The organism is Pseudomonadota bacterium, assembly GCA_023229365.1.
GTDB lineage: Bacteria > Myxococcota_A > Polyangia > JAAYKL01 > JAAYKL01 > JALNZK01.
Map to the genome: position 1 here is coordinate 1 of JALNZK010000041.1, position 17,533 is coordinate 17,533.

Below are 17,533 nucleotides of genomic sequence, written 5' to 3' on the forward strand. Positions count from 1 at the left end.
TCCGCGCGGCGCTCGAGAAACGCGGTGACCACTTCCGGATCGAAGCGGTGCCCCGAGCCCTTGCTGATGATCTCGACGGCGACATCGATAGGATACGCATCCTTGAACGCGCGCCGGGTGGTCAGCGCGTCGAACACGTCGGCCACGGCCAGGATGCGCGCCCCGGCCGGGATCGCGTCGCCCCGAATGCCCCGCGGGTAACCGCTGCCGTCGAACGCCTCGTGGTGGGTCCAGGCGAGCGCGGCCGCCTCTCGGAGCAGGGGCGTGTCGACGTCGCCGAGCAGAGCACGACCCAGCTCCGGGTGCCGTTTGACCATGGCGGTCTCGACATCGGTCAGCTTGCCCTCCTTGCGCAGGATCGATTCCGGCACGTCTGTCATCCCGACGTCGTGGAACAGGGCGGCATGCCGGAGCAGGAGCGTCTCGCGCGCGGGCCAATTGCAGGCCGCTGCGAGCGCCCCGACGTACGCGCAGACGCGCCGCAGGTGCTCGACGACGCCGTCCTCGCGGAACTGGTACCCCGCGGCCAGGCGCACGAGCGACTCGAGCTGCCCCACGGCCGGATCACCTCCTGCCGAGACGACCTCTGGCACATAGAGGATCTCGAACAAGTCCCTTGGGCCGCTCCCGGTCATGGATCGCGCCGTCGTCTTCCACGGCCGCTCGGGATCGACCCGAGCCCGTACAGCCGGATCTTGGAGACCATCGTCCGCAACGGCATGCCGATCAGCGTCGCGGCCTTCGCGCGAACACCGTTCGCGGCGGCAAGGGCCTCTTCGATTCGCCTGCGCTCGAGCTCCTGGATTTCGTCTTCCAGCCTCCTGAAGCCCTCTCCGGCAGAGGTCGCGCCGGCGACGTCTCGCGCGCGCGGCTCAGGCGTCCGGCCCACGAGCCACGGGGCGGCGCGCTGGCCGATCCGCTCCGGCAGCATCTCCGCGTCGAGCGTGCCGCCGCAGACCGACGCGGCGACGAACTCCATGAGGTTCTTCATCTCGCGCACGTTGCCGGGCCAGTCGTGGAGCTCGAGGCGCTGCATGGCCCGGCTCGAGATCTCCAGCACCGGTTTGCCGGCGCGGCGGCAGGCATCGACGAGGAACGTCCGGGCGATGAGCGGGATCTCGAGCGGGCGCTCGCGCAGCGGCGGAACGGAGAGCATCGCCGCGCCCAGCCTGTAGTAGAGATCCTTGCGGAACCTCCCGGCCTCGATCTCCTTCTCCACGTTGCGGTTCGTCGCCGCGATGATCCGCACGTCGATGGGCCTCTCCGCGACGGATCCCACCGGGCGGATGCGGTGCGTCTCGAGCGCGCGCAGCAGCTCGGCCTGGGCGCGCGGGGTGCTCTCCGCGATCTCGTCGAGAAAGACGGTGCCGCCGCGGGCGCTCTCGAGGAGCCCGGTGCGGGCCGACGTGGCGCCGGTGAACGCCCCGCGCTCGTGGCCGAAGAGCTCGCTCTCGAGGAGAGACTCCGTCACCGCGGCACAGTTGACGGAGACGAGGGGATGCGTCCCTCGTGGCGACCAGGCGTGGAGCGCCTGCGCGACGATCTCCTTGCCGGTGCCGGTTTCGCCCGTGATGAGCACCGGGATCTCCGCGAGCGCGAGATCGCGGACGAGCTCGAACAGTCGTCGCATCTTCGGGTCGGCGACGAGGATCCGGGAGCTTCCGATTTCGTACGTGGTGACGGCGTCCCGTATCGCGGCGACCGCGCTCGAACCGACGGACGTCGTCGCGAGCCGCGCGCCGGCGAGGAGGGTCTCGGCGTCCGCGCCGTCGTCCGGGCACGACACCAGGCCGACCCGGACCGATGGGGCCAGGCGCTTGGCGGCGTCCAGCACGCGCTGCGCCGGAACTCCGGCCTCGGCGGAGGTTTCCGGAAAGACGACGACCACCTCTCGGCCGCCGTCCCAACCGACGATGTCCACGAACCGCACGGCGCCGAGTATCGCGTCGCGGATCCCGAGCGCATCCGGCGGATCGTGTCCGGTGTCGACGACCAGCACGGACAGCGGCCGGCCGTAGCGCAGGGACCGTTCGATCTCCTGGCGGAGGCGGTCCAAGAGCGTTGCGCCGTCCAGGACGGTGCGCGACGCGGTCCGGCTCGCCGGCCTATGGAACACGACGGTCAGGGAGCAGACGGAGATCGTGTCGCCCGAGATGATCGACTTGGTCCCGGCGACCTGCTCGCTGTTGACGCGAACCTCGATAGACGGGTCGCGGATCTCGAGCACCGCTTCGGTCTCCGATATCCGGATGCCCACCGCGCTCGCCTCGGGCCCGTCGTCCTCGAATCGTCCTTCGTCGCCGGCCGAGCGCAGGAGCGAGACTTGTCCGGGAACGAGCACCGGGAGTCGCCGTACCGAGTCTCCCGAAAAGACGAAGAAATACGGCCCGGGCGGGTATTCTGCCGCCGCCAAGTCGCTTTCGCGATCCCGCTTTCGGAAGTCGGACTCCACTTGGATGAAACCCCTACCCGCAAGCGTACCGCTCTTTTCGAGCGCAGCGCAACGGGGTTTGTCCGAAGTACGAGGCGAATCGCGCCGTTTTTGCCCGATTCGCGCTCTTTTAGCGCGCAGATTCGGCGTGACCGACAGGTACAGCGGCCCGTTTTCTTTTGAAAACAGATAGTTGGCGCGCCCATCGGGTTGGCCCCCTCCTTGCTCTATGTCGGTCCGGAGGTCACGTCATGCAACGATACTCACCCAATTCCATCACGTTCCTGGCGGCAGCCGGCGCGCTGCTCCTGGGGTCGGCGAACGCGTTCGGGTACTCGTACTTCGAATCCCCGGACGGCGACCCGGTCCGTTGGATGGAGCCCCGCGTGACCGTGGTCCTCGACGGGAGCCTGTCCCGCCTCGGGGAAGTCCATGAAATCCAGGATTCGATAAAGGACGCATTCGGGGTCTGGGCCGATTCCGTGGATTTCCCGTTCGAATTCGAATTCGTCGAAGGAGACTGCGGCGCGGGCGGCGTGAAGGCCGACGGCGTCAGCTGCATTCTCGTCGAGAGCGCCGCTCCCGATGGCAAGGACGACGCCAACGCGACGACATACGTCAGCTACGGCGCATCGAACGGCGCGATCGTCGGGGCCGACATCGTCTTCTACCAGAGCGCCGGACCTTGGAGCGCGGACGGCTCGGATGACACTCAGGACGTCTTCGCGGTCGCCTCCCACGAGGCCGGTCACATGCTGGGGCTGGGCCACTCGGAGGTCGTCGAAGCGCGAATGTACCCGACCATCGCCCAAGGCGGCCAATGGGACGGCGACCTGGACGAAGACGACATCGACGGCGCCGAGGCGCTGTACGAAGGCGTCGAGCTCGACGACGAAGCGGGGACGATGTCGTGCACGGCGAGCGTGGCGCCGGGGCGGCCCGGTTCGATGTCGCCGGTGCTGGCCATGCTGCTCGTTCTCGGCCTGGTCTACGTCCGGAGAGCCCGCCCGTAGCCAGCGGCGCCAGCCGCCCGCAGCGAGCTCGGGAAAATGACGAGTTCGTTAGCATTCGCCACTATTCTCATGCATATTCATATCTACAAAAAGACAACATCATCTCACAGGGACCCCATGGCTTCGAAAAGAACACTTTTGATCGTAGATGACACACCCAACGTGGGGCGAGCTCTGTCCCGAGTGCTGGGCAGACACTTCGACGAGGTCCACGTGGTGACGAGTGGCGCCGAGGGAGACGCCGTCCTCGAGAAAACAAGAGTGACGCACCTCGTGTGCGACCAGTCCCTCGGGGAGGACGATCCCCCCGGGCTCGAGCTCGTGCCACGGTGGAGGAAGGAGCACCCCTCGATCGAGCGGGCGATCATCCTGACCGGCTTTCACCAAGCGTCGCTGTCGGCAGGCCCTGGAGTCGACGCCATCGTCTCCAAGCTCGCCGAAACCTCGACCCTGCTGCGGGTTCTCGGGGTCGGGTGAGATCTCGGGATTGAGCCTGTTACCCGAGATGCAGAAAAGGTGTATTATTCTTCAATCGCTTGAATAGGCAGGCACGAAGAGCAGCTAGAAGTAAGTGACAGTCTGGGGGGGAGGTGAGCCGTGAGCGTGGCGAGATCAAAACGCCTCTCCGTCGCTCCATCGACAACCGGTGACGTCAACCTCCGGATCTTCACTCCGTTGACGCGCTACCTCCGCGAGAAGCACGGGACCGACGTGCTGGAACGGATCCTGACCGCCGCTGGTCTCGCCGTCGGCGACTTCGACGGAAAGAGCCGGTGGACGAGCCTCGAATCGTTCGAGGCGTTCCTCAAAGGCGTGCGCGAGGTTGCCGGGTCCGACGAGGAGTTCCAGCGCGCCTGCATCTACCGGATGAGCGAATCGTACGGGGTGTTCAGGTTCGCGTTCCGTGCCCTGTCGCCGCTCGCCGTCTTTCTCAAGGCGATGTCCCAGTTTCACCTCGTGTCTCGGGTTGGCCGCTTCGAGGTGCTCGCATCCGGCCGCACTTTCCTCGAATACCGCCACTACAGCACCAAGAGGGAGGATCGACTCGTCTGCCTGTCGCGTCAGGCACAGAGCTCGGCCCTGCCGACGATGTGGGGGCTGCCCGGGGCACGGATCACCGAGCGCAAGTGCGTCGCGTTCGGGAACGACTGCTGCGAGCTCAAGTACCAGTGGTACGAGCACCGGCGCCCGTTGCCCATGTTCATAGGCGCGCTCGCCGGTGCCGCCGCGGCGTTCGCCCTGAGCCTCGCCGGGTTGGGCACCCTCACGTTGTGGCTCGGGTTGCCGATCCTCTGCGGGCTCGTCGGGTACGTCCTCGAGCTGCGCCGTTCGAACAAGGCCAACCTCGCGATCGGCGAAGAGATGAACGAGGCGCTCGTGGGCCTCGCGGCCGAGGACGCGGACGCGCGGCGCGAGGTGCTGGCCCTGAACCAAAGGCAGAAGGAGTGGACCCGCGTGCTCGAGGAGCAGGTCGCGGAGCGCACCGCGAGCGTGGAGGCCGTGGTGCGCCGGCTCCAGAACATCCGCGAGGACCTGCAGACCAACCTGCGCGGGGTGTCCCACGATCTGCAGAGCCCGCTCTTCCTGATCCGAGCGTTGAACGAGAGCATGCTGGAAGACACCGACGGCCTGAGCCCGGAGCTCGTCGAAAACCTGAAAGAGCAAGGCAAGGCCCTGGTGCAGATGAGCGCGATGTTCCAGGATCTGATGACCCTGGTGCGCGCCGACGCGCCGCTCCTGCGGCTCGCTCCCCAGAACGTCGAGACCGAGCCGCTGCTCGATCAGCTCCGGCGCCGGGTCCGGGCGCTCGTCATCGGCCGCGAGATCCGCGTGAGCACGCTCGCGTCGCGCGAGACCCCGCCCAGGATCGAAACCGACCTCCTGCTATTCGACCGGGTGATCGACAACCTGCTCACCAACGCCGCGAAGTACACCGAGCGCGGCAGCATCGTGATCGAGCTGGACGGGAAGCCGGGGTTCCTCACGGTCAAGGTGTCGGACACCGGGAGGGGGATCGAGGAGGACGACATCCGCAAGATCTTCGAGCCCGACGGATCCGCGAAGGAGGCGCGCGCCAAGTACAGCCACGGCGTGGGGCTCTCGGTCGTCGTCAAGCTCCTCGCCCAGATCGGCGGCAAGCTGGAGGTCATGTCGCTGCCGGGCATGGGCACCACGTTCTGGGCCCACTTCCCGGTGGAGATCTCCACGGCGGCGAAGGAGGTCGCGCAGAAGGACGAGCGCGTCAGGGACGACGACCACGACAGCTTCAACAAGGTCGTGACGATCCGCAGATCCAGGGGACGCTGATGGAATCGAAGCAGAGCCGCAGGCCGCGCCAGACGACGGAGATGACCCTGCAGCTCGACCTCGTCGCGGCGAACGAGCTCGGCCGCGGTCTTTCCGACCGGCAGGCCGCCTTCGTCGTCATCGGGGGCATGGACATGGGCGACAGCATTCCCCTCAGGGAGGATGGCCCCACCGTCATCGGACGGGATCCCGAATGCGACGGGATCATCCGGGACGACGGCATCTCGAGGCGCCACGTGCGGGTCTTCCGCGACGAGTCGGGCGCGTTCGTCCTCGAGGACCTCGACAGCACGAACGGCGTCTTCGTGGGCGGCGTCCGTGTTTCCCGATACCAGCTGGCCGACGGCGACAAGGTGCTCGTCGGCCGCCGCACCATCCTCAAGTTCGTGTTGCAGGACAGGCTCGACGTCGCCTTCCAGCAGCAGATGTACGAATCGTCCGTGCGCGACGCGCTCACCGGCGCCTTCAACCGGAAGCACTTCGACGAGCGGATCGCCGCGGAGCTCTCCTACGCCAAGCGCCACGCGATGTCGGTCACGCTCGCCATGCTCGACCTCGATCACTTCAAGAACGTCAACGATTCTTGGGGGCACCAGGCGGGCGATCAGGTCCTGCAATCCGTGGGCGGGGCGCTGCTCCGGATGCTGCGGCAGGAGGACATCTTCGCCCGGTACGGAGGCGAGGAGTTCGCGGTCATCGCGCGCGGGATAGGGCAGGTGGGCGGGCTCGCGCTCGGCGAGCGGCTGAGGGCCGAGGTCGAGCGGATCCTGATCCGGACACCGCAGGGCGAGCGGATCCCGGTCACGATCAGCGTCGGCGTCTGCACCACGCCCGGCGGCGCCGAGGTGGCGCCCGCGGAGCTCGTCCGGCAGTCGGACGTGAACCTGTACGCGGCCAAGGCGGCCGGCAGGAACCGCGTCGTCGCGACCGAGTTGCAGATCGGATAGCTGGCTCGGCGCTTCACCACGTGACTTCCGGATAGGGCCTGCCCGGCTTGGCGAACAGGTAGCCCTGGAGGAGATCGCAGCCGAGCTCGACGCATGTATCACGCTCCGCCGCGGTCTCGATGCCCTCGGCGACGACGCGCATCCCGAGCTCCTTGCACAGCTGGGTCAGCGAGCCGACGAGCTTCTGTTTGACGGGGTCCTCGTGGATGTTTCGAACCAACGACATATCGATCTTGACGACGTCCGGCGTGAGCTGCGTGAAGTACGAGAGCCCGGCGTAGCCGGCGCCGAGGTCGTCGATGGCGATGCGATACCCGAGCTTCCGGAGCCGGCCGACGCGCTCCGCGATGCCGGCCTTCTCGTCGAGCGCCGCCCGCTCGGTGACCTCCAGGACGACGCGCGAGGCGAACGCCGCGAGCGGGGCGTCGGGCGAAAAGAGCGTCTCGTCGAGGAAGTCGCCGGGATGAAGGTTGATGAAGACATCGACCTCGGCGGGCGGGGGGCTCTCGAAGAGCGTCTTAGCGATCGCGCCGCGAATGGTGCGCCCGATCTCGTGCACGCGATCGAGCCGCTCGGCGACGGCGAACAGCACGCCCGGGTGAGGCAGCGTCGGCTCGTTCGTCCGCACCAGCGCCTCGAACGCGACGATCCGCTTCTCTCTCCAATCCACGATCGGCTGAAAGGCCATCCACAGCGTGTCCAGACCCCGCGCGAAGCTCGTCTCCATTGCGACGCGATCGCCCAGCAGCTTGTCGACCGGCCCGAGGCTCGCCGCCTCCCGCTTGAGCACCGCGATGCGGCCGAGCTTGGCCGCCTTTTCGACGACCGCGATCAGGCTGCGGGAATCGACGGGCTTGATGAGGTACTGCAGGGCCCCGTACTGCACCGCCTGGACCGCCGACTCGACGGTCGGGTTGCCGCTGATCAGGATCACCGGAACGTCGAGATCGCGCTCCCTCACGGCGCGCAGGAGCTGGATGCCGTCCATGCCGGGCATGGCGATGTCGGTCAGGATGACCTCGAAGGCGCCGCCGGCGAGGGCATCGATCGCCTGCTGGCCGTCGCCCGCCTGCACCACCGCAAACCCGGTGTCCTCGAGCATCCGCGCGAACGCGCGACGCAGCGCGGTTTCGTCCTCGACGACGAGGACACGGCCCTGGGATGTATTTTCCATTCCTTTTCCTCTCACGTTTCATCCAGCACTTCCCGCACCTTGCGGGTCAGATCGGTTGAGTTGAACGGCTTGCCGACGAACTTGGTCCCCGCGTCGAGCGTGCCGTGGTGGACGATCGCGTCGTCCGTGTAGCCGGACATGTAGAGGACCTTGATCCCGGGGCGGAGCTTCGCGAGCCGCTCGGCGAACTCCCTCCCACCCATCCCGGGCATCACGACGTCGGTCAGCACGAGGTGGATCTGGTCCGCGTGCCGCTCGCACGTCGCCAGCGCCTCGTCCCCGCTCGTCGCGGTCAGCACCGTGTAGCCCGCCGTATCCAGGATCCTTTTCGCGAGGTTCATCACCGCCTCCTCGTCCTCCACGACGAGGATCGTCTCGCTCCCGGTCAACCGCGTCGGGGGTATCGAGACCTTGGGCGCGACGACCGCGGGCGAGGTCTTCCTGGGGAGGTAGATCTTCATCGTCGTCCCCAGTCCGGGCTCGCTGTAGACGTGGATATCGCCGCCGCTCTGCCGAACGATGCCGTACGCCGTGGAGAGCCCGAGGCCCGTGCCCTTGCCCTTCTCCTTGGTGGTGAAGAACGGCTCGAAGATCCGCGCCTTCGTTCCCTCGTCCATGCCGCGGCCCGTGTCCGTGACCGCGAGCATGACGTACGGCCCCGGCTCCACGGCCACGTGGCTCGCCGCGTACTCGTCGTCGAGCTCGGTGTTGGTGGTCTCGTTGGTGAGCTTGCCGCCCGTGGGCATGGCGTCGCGGGCGTTGACCACCAGGTTCATGAGCACCTGCTCGATCTGACCCGGGTCGGCGAACGTGAGCCCGAGGTCGGGCGCGAGCGCCTGCACGAAGTCGATGTCCTCGCCGAGGATTCGGCGGAGCATCTTCTCGAGCTCGGCCGTGATCTGGTTCAGGTCGAGCGGGACAGGCTCCATCATCTGCTTGCGGCTGAACGCGAGGAGCTGGCGGACGAGCGCCGCCGAGCGCTCGCCGGCGTTCTTCACCTCCAGGAGGTCCTCTCGCAGAGGCTCGCCCTCGGGCACCGCGTCCAGCGCGAAGCCGGTGTAGCTCAGGATCACGGAGAGGAGGTTGTTGAAGTCGTGCGCGATGCCGCCCGTCAGGGAGCCTATCGCCTCCAGCTTCTGCGACGCGCGCAGCTGCTCCTCGAGCTTCTCGCGCACCGCTTCGGCTTTATTGCGATCGGTGATGTCGCGCTCGACCGAGATGGCGAGGACCTTCGAACCGATCCGCATCTCCGTCACCGAGCACTCGAGATCCCGGATCGTGCCGTCCTTGCACCGGTGCTGTACCTCGAAGAGCTTCCCCGCTCCGGAGAGGATGCCTCGCCTTCTCTCATTCGCGAGCCTGGAGGCATCGGCGCCCGCCTCGATGAAAGACACCGGTTGGCCCACGAGCTCCTCCGGCTGGTAGCCGAGAGCCGTCAGGGCCGAGCGGTTCGCATCCCGGATCACGGGGACGCTTCCGGGCGTGATCTCCAAAAGAAGTATGGTGTCCGCCGCCTGATCGAAGAGGACTCGAAACCGCTCCTCGCTCTCCCGAAGCGCCTCCGCGCCCCGCTTTCGCGCAACGGCTCCGGAGAGCGTGTTGGCCACGGCCTTCAGGAAGCCCTCTTCCCACGCGCTCCAGGCGTGACCCTCTTTGACGTACAGATTGATGACGCCCAGGACGCGATCACCGGACAGGATGGGCACGCAGTAGTGTCCGTGCGGCTGGATGCCCGGGTAGCGTACGTCGTGCCGCTCGTCCACCCGATCCGCGAACTGGATTGCCCGCTCGGCCGCGGCTCTTCCGCACAGGCAGCGCCCGAACGGGACCGCCGTGCACGCGGCGATCAAGTCCTGGGAGAAGTTCTTTTCGGCTCGAAGCCGTAGCGTCTTCCCCGCCTCGTCGGCCAGGAAGATCGCGCCCTTTGACTCGATCGCGAGCCACTTGAGCGAGAGGATGAGCTCCAATGCGCGGGGCAGGAGCTCCTCGATGGAACTGTCCTCAAGAGAGAGGGACAGCAAGGAGTTCAACGCGGCCTCTGTCTCGAAATTCCGCGCCAGATTTTCTTCGGCCCGCTTGCGCCCGGTGATGTCGCGGATGTTGCACTGGATGACCTTCTTGTCGTCGACCAGGTACACGTTGCTGACGAACTCGACGGCGATCTTCCGCCCGTCACGGGTCTTGAGCGGAAGATCCTCGTAGCGGACGTACTTTTCCGTCTGCAGCTCCGCGAACGACTCCTTGGAGGCGGCGATGTCCCGGAACGAGCCGATCTCCCAGAGGTGCTTGCCCAGGAACTCCTCGTGCGAGTAGCCCGTCAGCTCCACCAGGAACGGGTTGACGTCGACGATCCGTCCGGTCTCCGCGTCGAGGATCAGGATGCCGTCCTTGGCGGCCTCGAACAGGCGGCGGTACCGCGCCTCGGACGCCACCAGGTCGTGCTCGATCCGCTTGCTCGAGGAGATGTCCCGGAAGATCCCCTGGATGACCTTCCTGCCTCCGAGCTCGAAGGTCGTCGCGTTGATGCGGACCGGGATGTGCCGACCGTTCTTGTCGATCACCGTCGACTCGGCATCATTGACCTTGCCGGCCTCGACGTGGCTTTCGAACTCCCGGGCGAACTCCTCGGTCTTGGGGTGCAGATCGGCCCGGTTCATGCCGATGATCTCGTGCCTCGGCATGCCGAGCAGCTTCTCGGCCCGCTTGTTCACGTCCAGGATGATCGCGGTCTTCGCGTCGGCGATGAAGATGGCGTCGCCGGACTCCTCGAACAGCCCGCGGTACTTCCTCTCGCTCTGCCGCAACGCCTCCTCCATCCGCTTGCGCTCGGAGATGTCGATAGTGGCCGTGATCATCCAGGTCTCGCCATCGCTGGCCGCGTAGTTCGTCGACGTGAGGACGACCCAGAAGGCGGAGCCGTCCTTCCGGACGAAGCGCGTCTCGTGCTCCTTGACCGTTCCCTGCCGCTGCATCAACTCGACGAATCGATCCCTCTCCAGCGGGTCGTACCAGTGCTGCGAGGCGGAGCCCTCCGTGAACTCCTCTTTAGAGGAGAACCCGAACATCTTCCACAGCGCCGGGTTGGCCTCGACAATCCGGCGGCCCGGCGTGCTGATGGAGATGCCGGCCGGGACGTTCTCGATGACGGCCCGGAGCTTCTCTGCCGATGCGCGCAGCGCGTTCTGCACCTCGAGCCGATCGGGGCCTGACCTGCTCTCGCTCATGGCGTCCCTCCACCGGAAACGGAGATCCGCCCCCGGATACCGAAGACGTCCGGATTATCGAGCATCGGGCGCCCCAACGCATCGACGGCGAGACGACATGGGATCCGCCGTTGGCGGAGCTCCGATTCCCCGGTGCGAGCCTTCTATCTGCACGCGGTTGCTGCATCTATCGGGCCACGGAGGGACACGAGTGGTTTCCAGTATTTACATGTCGAAGGCGCTCGAATACCCGACTCTCCCAATCATAATGAGGGAAACGCTCCACCATTTTGAGAAGGCCAGGCACTCGCTCCCCGCGCGGGGAAATGGCCTGTCTTCGGAAATAGTGTGCGTAACTCACTCTCCGTCCAGCACCTCGCGCACCTTGCGCGCGAGATCGGCCGCGTTGAAAGGCTTGGCGATGAAGCTGGTTTCCTGGTCCAGCGCGCCGTGGTGGACGATCGCGTCGTCCGTGTACCCGGACATGTAGAGCACCCTGATCCCGGGGCGCGCTTCCGCCAGCCTGTCGGCGAGCGCCTTTCCGTTCATGTCGGGCATCACGACGTCGGTCAGGACGAGGTGGATCTCGCCCGGGTGCGCCCCGCAGACGTCGAGCGCCTCGGCCCCGTTGGAGGCGGGCAGGACGGCGTAGCCGGCGCCACGCAGGATCCGCACGACGAGGTTCCTCACCGCCTCCTCGTCCTCCACCACGAGGACGGTCTCGGTCCCCGCGGCCGGCGCCTCGGGGCCGCGGCTCGGCGGGGTAAAGGTCGCGTGCTCGATCAGCCTCGGCAGGTAGACCTTGAAGGTCGTCCCGATGCCGGGCTCGCTGTACACCCAGACGTCGCCGCCGCTCTGCTTGACGATGCCGTGGACCGTGGAGAGACCCAGGCCCGTCCCCTTGCCGCTCTTGGTCGTGAAGAACGGCTCGAAGATCCGCTCCCGCGTCTCGGCTTCCATCCCGCAGCCGGAGTCCGTGACCGCGAGCAGGACGTAGGGGCCCGGCTTCACGTCCGCGTGGGTCGCGGCGTACTCCCCGTCGAGCTCCACGTCGGCGGTCTCGATGGTGAGCTTGCCGCCCTCCGGCATGGCCTCCCGCGCGTTGATCACCAGGTTCATGAGCACCTGCCCGATCTGTCCCGGATCGGCGTGGACGAGGCCGAGGTCCGGTGCGAGGATCTGCTCGAAGTCGATGTCCTCGCCGATGGTCCGCCGGAGCATCTTCTCGAACTCCGCCACGACCCGGTTCAGGTCGAGCGGCGCGGGCTGCAGGATCTGCCTGCGGCCGAACGCGAGGAGCTGCCGCGTGAGCATCGCGGCGCGCTCGCCGGCCTTCTTCACCTCGAGCAGGTCGTCGCGTACCGGATCGTCTTTGGGAACGCCGGCCAGCGCGAAGTCCGCGAAGCTCAGGATCACGGAGAGCAGGTTGTTGAAGTCGTGCGCGATGCCGCCCGCGAGGCCGCCTATCGCCTCCATCTTCTGGGCGCTCCGCAGCTGCTCTTCGAGCTCGCCTCGCCGCGCCTCCTCGCGTTTGCGATAGGTGATGTCGGTCGCGAAGTTCAAGGTCGCGGGCGCGCCGTCCCACACGATCACCACGACGTTCAGCTCCATCCAGATCGTGTCGCCGGCCCAGTTGAAAATCCGGAGGACGTACCGGGACGGCAGCTCCTCGCCGCGCGACCGCCGGACGTGCCGGTCCATGACCAGCGCGCGATCGTCCGGATGGATGAAATCGGCGAACGGTCGCGTGGACAGCTCTTCCGCCGGGTATCCGAGCATCTTCTTCGTGTTCGAGTTGGCGAACCGCAGCATGCCGCCCTGGGCGACGAAGATGGCCTCCTCGGCGTTCTCCACGAGGACCCGGTACTTCTCCTCGCTCGCGCGCAGCGCTTCCTCGACCTGCTTGCGCTCGGTGATGTCGTTGATGCTGGTCACGAAGTACAAAGGAGCGCCGGCCGAGTCCCGCAGCAGCGTCGTGCCCACGTCCGTCCAGACGAAGTGGCCGTCCAGGTGCCGGTACCGCTTCTCCATCCTGTAGCTGGATCGCTCGTTCGCCACCAGGCATCGGACGCACTCCAGGCTCTCGGCCAGGTCGTCCGGGTGCGTCAGCTCGGCGAAGTTGGCGCGCTGCATCTCCTCCATCGAGCGTCCGAGCATCAAAGCGAACGCGGGGTTCACGCGGAGGAGCCTGCCGTTCGGTGCGGTCAGCGACTTGCCCGTGGTCGAGCTCTCGAAGACGCCGCGGAAGCGTGTCTCGCTTTCGCGCAGCGCCTCCTCCGCGATCTTCTGATCCGTGATGTCGCGCGCGGTGGACAGGGCGCCCGTCACGTTCCCCTGCTCGTCCTTGAGCACTCGGCACCACCAGGCGAGGAGCCGCTTCTCCCCGTCCCTGCGCCGCTGCCAGCTCTCGAGGTAGACGACCTGCTCGGCTCCCTCGAACAAGGGCAAGACCTGCTCGTAGACGTTCTGCTCGCCCACGAAATAGACGGCGGCCTCCTTGCCGAACACGTCGTCCCCGAAGAACTCCTTGCCCGGCCCGTTCGCCCACGTGTAGATCCTGCGGTCGTCCACCTCCATGACGATGTCGGGAACGGCGGACAGGATCGCCCGCTGGCGCTCCTGGGCTGTTCGCAGCGCCGCTTGCGCCGCGCGCTCGTCGGTCTGGTCCCGGAAGACGAGCACGACGCCGGTGATCGCGTCGCTCTCGTCGCGGATCGGCGCGCCGCTGTCGGCGATCGGGCGCTGGATCCCGTCTCGGGCGATAAGCACCGTGTGGTTGGCCAGCCCCACGATCTGGCCTTCGCGCAGCACGCGCGCGACCGGGTCCTCGGCCGCTGCGCGCGTCTCCTCGTGGACGATGTGGAACACATCCGCGAGCGGCCGGCCCCGCGCCTCGGCCTCGTTCCAGCCGGTGAGCCTCGCGGCCACGGGGTTCATCTGCCGGACTCTGCCCTCCCTGTCCGTCGTGATGACCGCGTCGCCGATGGAGTAGAAGGCGGTGCGCAGCTCCTCCTCGGCCTCCCGCAGCCTCCGCTCCGCCGCGTACAGGTTCCGGAAGTGGCCCGCCTCGCGCCGCCGACGACCGACGCGTGCCGTGGCCGCGGCCAGGAGAACGGCCAGGGCGACGAAGAGGGCGACCATCCCGCCGCGGTAGCGGGCCTCGGACAGGACCTCGTCGGCGTCGACCTTGGCCACCATGAACCAGTCCGAGCCCTCGATCGGCAGCATGTCGGCGATCACCTCCACGCCGCGGTAGTCGGCGCCGCGGAACTGCCCGCGCTTTCCGAGCACGGCCTGCACGGCCGGAACTTCCGTGCGGGTCAACGGATAGCGCAGCGCGAGCGGGGTGTTCTTCCGGTGCCGCAGCTCGTTGAGGAACACGACCTCGTCGCCCTCCCGCCGGACGAGCAACGTCTCCGCGCTCGGGCTCGGCGTGGGCCAGGACTGGACGAGCGAGAAGAGGAGGGCATCGACGTCGGCGTGCAGCGCAATCGCGGCGATCGGGCTCCCGTCGCCTCGGAGCACGGGCGCGACCACGTCCGAGTACACGACGCCTCGCGGGCACCTGTAGAGATCGGCGAGCACCGGCGAGCGCCTCGCCACCGCCTCGTCGATGGCCGCCTTCAGCTCCTTGCTCACCGGATCGGGCCGATCCCGGACCGACAGCCGTATCCTTCCGTCGTTCCCGATCAGCAGGGCGTCCGTGTAGATGCTCCCGCGTGTTTCCAAACGCAGGACCGTTCGCAACCTGGACACCTGGGTCTCGTCGAGCGGCGCCTCCAGGAACGCGGCCACCGCGTCCGCGAGGAACGGGTTCCCCTCGAGCTTCGACGCGTCGAAGCGACGCTCCGCTCGCCAGAGCTCTATCTCATCCGCCTTCAGCGCGGCGATGGCATGGATCTCCGCGTAGGCCTCCCGGCCGATGCGCCGCTCCTCGCTTTTGTAATAGGCGAAGCCCCCGGCCGCGAGGGCCAGCAACATCGCCGCCAGGGCGACGTGCGACAATCTGGAGAAGCCAGTGGTGCTCGGGCCGGAGCCCCCCATCACATCCTCCGATTCCGAAATGGATTGGCAATACTAACAGAACGCGGTGTGTGAGGCACAGGATTCCGATTCGACTCCTACGGGCCGTCGGCGTCGGAGCTGCCACCGGATTTCAAGGCGGAGATCGCAGCCTCGACCGCATCACCGATGCAGGCGTTTGTCGTCTTCGTCCGCCCAAACCGCTTCTTGGTCTTGATCGGGCGGTGCTTCGCGAGGAGCGGAAGGAATCCCGCATCACCGGTCTTCGCCATCTGCTCGATCACTTCCCTGCGCTGCTTGCAGCTCGTCAGCTCGTTGAAGTCCGCGGTCAGGGACGCGAGCCAGTCGATCCCCGCGCCGTGATTCGTCTCGGCGAGCGCGCTGCGGACCGCCCGCCGCACGTCGCCTTCGATGAGCGCGGAGCTCGCGAGCCCCGTGAGAAACTCGATTTCCGCCCGACCGCCGTACGCCGCGAGGAGCCAGGCGGCCTTCTCGCGTTGCACGGCCCACTTGAGCCCCTCGCGCAGGTTCTCCTGAAGCCGGACGTCTGCCGCGAGCGCGGCATCGGCAGCCAGCGCTTTCTCATAGTCCTTCATCGCCTGGTCCCGCTCGCCGGACGAGAGCTCCGCGTGGCCGAGGAGGAGCAGCGCGGGCGGGTGCCCCGGCTTGAGCACGAGCGCCTCCTTCACCGTGATCACCGCCTCCGCTCCCCTTCCGATCCTGATCTGGGCGGCCGCGCGGTCCAGGAGCTCCGCGGATTCATCGATTATCTCGTGCTTCTCGCTGGTCCTTTCCGGCTGGACGACGACGACCGGCTCGGGCTTCTCCTCGTCGTCTCCGCCGACCGCCGTCGCGACGATGATCCCGACGACGAGCAGCGCGCACGCCGAAGCGATCACGAGGCGCCAACGCCCGGGGAGGCGGGAGAGTCGGCGAGGCGGAGACACTCGCACGGCGCGCTGCTCGAGCTTGTGTACCAGCTCGAAGACGCCGGTCGGCGGTTCCGCCTCGGGATCGAGCCTCCCGATCGCCTCGAGGAACTCCTCGGCGCTCGCGAACCTGTCGTCGGGGCGCTTGGCCATGGCGCGATCGATCAGCTCTTGCAGGCCGCGCGGGAAGCGGCCGCGATCGGCGAGGAGCGGCGGCGGCGCGGTGAGGTGTTTCCAGACGACGTCGATCTCCGAGTCCGCCTCGAACGGCGCGGTGCCGGTGAGCATCTCCCAGAGCATGACGCCCACGGTGTACAGATCGGTGCGCTGATCGATCTTGTCGCCGGCCGCCTGCTCGGGAGACATGTACTTCGGCGTGCCGAAGACGACGCCCTTGCGCGTGAGGTTCTCCCCACCCTCCTCGGTGGACACGAGCTTCGCGATCCCGAAATCGATGATCTTGACGAAATCGGTCTCCTCGCCGTGGGTCGTGAGGTAGACGTTCTCGGGCTTCAGGTCGCGGTGCACGACGCCCTGGGCGTGGGCGTGGCCAAGCCCGCGGAGCAACTGTTTCACCACGTCGAGCGCTTTTTCCACCGTGAGGCACCTGCCGCCGCTCATCCGCGTCTCGAGCGATTCGCCGTCGAGCAGCTCCATCACGAGGAACAGCGTCCCGTCGGGCGTCCGGCCGAAGTCGGTGACGGTGATGCAGTGCGGATCCGTGAGCCGGCTCGACGACTTGGCCTCGCGCTCGAAGCGCTGCGTGATGTCTTCGACATGCACGAGATCGGTGTGGATGACCTTGAGCGCGACCTGCTTGTCCATGAGCACATGGGTCGCCCTGTAGACGCGGCCCATGCCGCCCTCGCCGAGCGCGCCGGTGACGAGGTAACGCCCGTCGAGCACGGTGCCGATCAGGGGGTCGAACTCCGCCGCGGGGATCGTGTCCGACGCGTGCGCGGCGGCGTCCGAAGGAGGGGCATCGTCCCGCGTCGTGCCGCCCGCTTCGAGGCTTTCGGGATCGACGAGGTCGTCGTAGCTGGAGAACGCGAGCGGTCTCCACTCGGCACCCATCGCGATCTCGCGAACGGCCTCCTTGAGGGCGCCGGCGGCGCTCCCCGGATCGCCTGAAAGCAGGTGCCGCTTGGCCTTTGTCGAGGCTTCCCAGAGGCGCCGCTCCCAGCCGGCCGCCAGGTGGCGCTTGAGATCCTCGATGTCGGCGGCAACGTCGTCGGTCCAGTCCAGCTGGGTGGCCAAGGCGAAGAGGTAATCGGCTTTTTCGAGCAGCTCGTGAGACTCGGGGCGCCGACGGTGCACAGCCGTTACCAGGTCCTCGATCACGCCGTCCAACAACCGTTCGCCCACGCCGACGATCCTTACCAACGGGACTCAATGCTAGTTCTTGTACCGTTGCAAAATTCCCCCATTACTTTACCACTTCGGCGACCACGAAAAACAGACTCCCTCCATTTTATGCTCGCCGCCGTCGGGGTTGCCGACCACCTC

Annotated in this window: 10 protein-coding genes; 4 read left to right on the forward strand and 6 right to left on the reverse strand. The window is 67.2% G+C overall.

The genetic code is table 11. The features are described 5' to 3' along the window. Both M0R80_16450 and M0R80_16455 read right to left on the reverse strand, forming a co-directional pair. Window positions 1-593 (reverse strand): HD domain-containing protein (locus M0R80_16450; GenBank protein MCK9461219.1); only part of this gene is annotated, 593 nt, incomplete at its 3' end. Window positions 594-631: 38 nt separating this feature from the next. Next, the gene (locus M0R80_16455; GenBank protein MCK9461220.1) at window positions 632-2,413 is read right to left on the reverse strand and encodes a sigma 54-interacting transcriptional regulator; all 1,782 of its coding nucleotides are present in this window, start codon (window positions 2,411-2,413) and stop codon (window positions 632-634) included. A 269-nt stretch (window positions 2,414-2,682) separates the two neighbouring features. On the opposite strand from M0R80_16455, the gene M0R80_16460 reads away from it, so the two are divergent. The 4 genes from M0R80_16460 (at window position 2,683) to M0R80_16475 (ending at window position 6,698) form a co-directional block, all read left to right on the forward strand. After that, the gene (locus M0R80_16460; GenBank protein MCK9461221.1) at window positions 2,683-3,444 is read left to right on the forward strand and encodes a M10 family metallopeptidase domain-containing protein; all 762 of its coding nucleotides are present in this window, start codon (window positions 2,683-2,685) and stop codon (window positions 3,442-3,444) included. A gap of 183 nt (window positions 3,445-3,627) precedes the next feature. Continuing rightward, window positions 3,628-3,921, forward strand: coding sequence for a hypothetical protein (locus tag M0R80_16465; protein MCK9461222.1), 294 nt, complete (start codon window positions 3,628-3,630; stop codon window positions 3,919-3,921). A 126-nt stretch (window positions 3,922-4,047) separates the two neighbouring features. Then, a complete protein-coding gene (locus M0R80_16470) occupies window positions 4,048-5,751 on the forward strand; it encodes a HAMP domain-containing histidine kinase (protein ID MCK9461223.1) in 1,704 nt (567 codons plus the stop codon). Further along, window positions 5,751-6,698: a GGDEF domain-containing protein gene (locus tag M0R80_16475; GenBank protein MCK9461224.1), complete on the forward strand. Its 948-nt coding sequence runs from the start codon at window positions 5,751-5,753 to the stop codon at window positions 6,696-6,698. Before M0R80_16470 ends, M0R80_16475 begins: the two co-directional genes overlap by 1 nt. 13 nt (window positions 6,699-6,711) lie before the next feature. Here the strand turns inward: M0R80_16475 and M0R80_16480 are convergent, their stop codons facing one another. The 4 genes from M0R80_16480 to M0R80_16495 all read right to left on the reverse strand — a co-directional run bounded on the left by M0R80_16480 (window position 6,712) and on the right by M0R80_16495 (window position 17,410). After that, window positions 6,712-7,872: an EAL domain-containing protein gene (locus M0R80_16480; protein ID MCK9461225.1), complete on the reverse strand. Its 1,161-nt coding sequence runs from the start codon at window positions 7,870-7,872 to the stop codon at window positions 6,712-6,714. Window positions 7,873-7,883: 11 nt separating this feature from the next. After that, complete coding sequence (locus M0R80_16485; GenBank protein MCK9461226.1) at window positions 7,884-11,096, reverse strand: PAS domain S-box protein; 3,213 nt, start codon at window positions 11,094-11,096, stop codon at window positions 7,884-7,886. Window positions 11,097-11,432: 336 nt separating this feature from the next. After that, complete coding sequence (locus tag M0R80_16490; protein ID MCK9461227.1) at window positions 11,433-15,119, reverse strand: PAS domain S-box protein; 3,687 nt, start codon at window positions 15,117-15,119, stop codon at window positions 11,433-11,435. A gap of 77 nt (window positions 15,120-15,196) precedes the next feature. Then, window positions 15,197-17,410, reverse strand: a complete 2,214-nt coding sequence (locus M0R80_16495; protein MCK9461228.1) for a protein kinase — start codon at window positions 17,408-17,410, stop codon at window positions 15,197-15,199. Window positions 17,411-17,533: the final 123 nt, after the last annotated feature.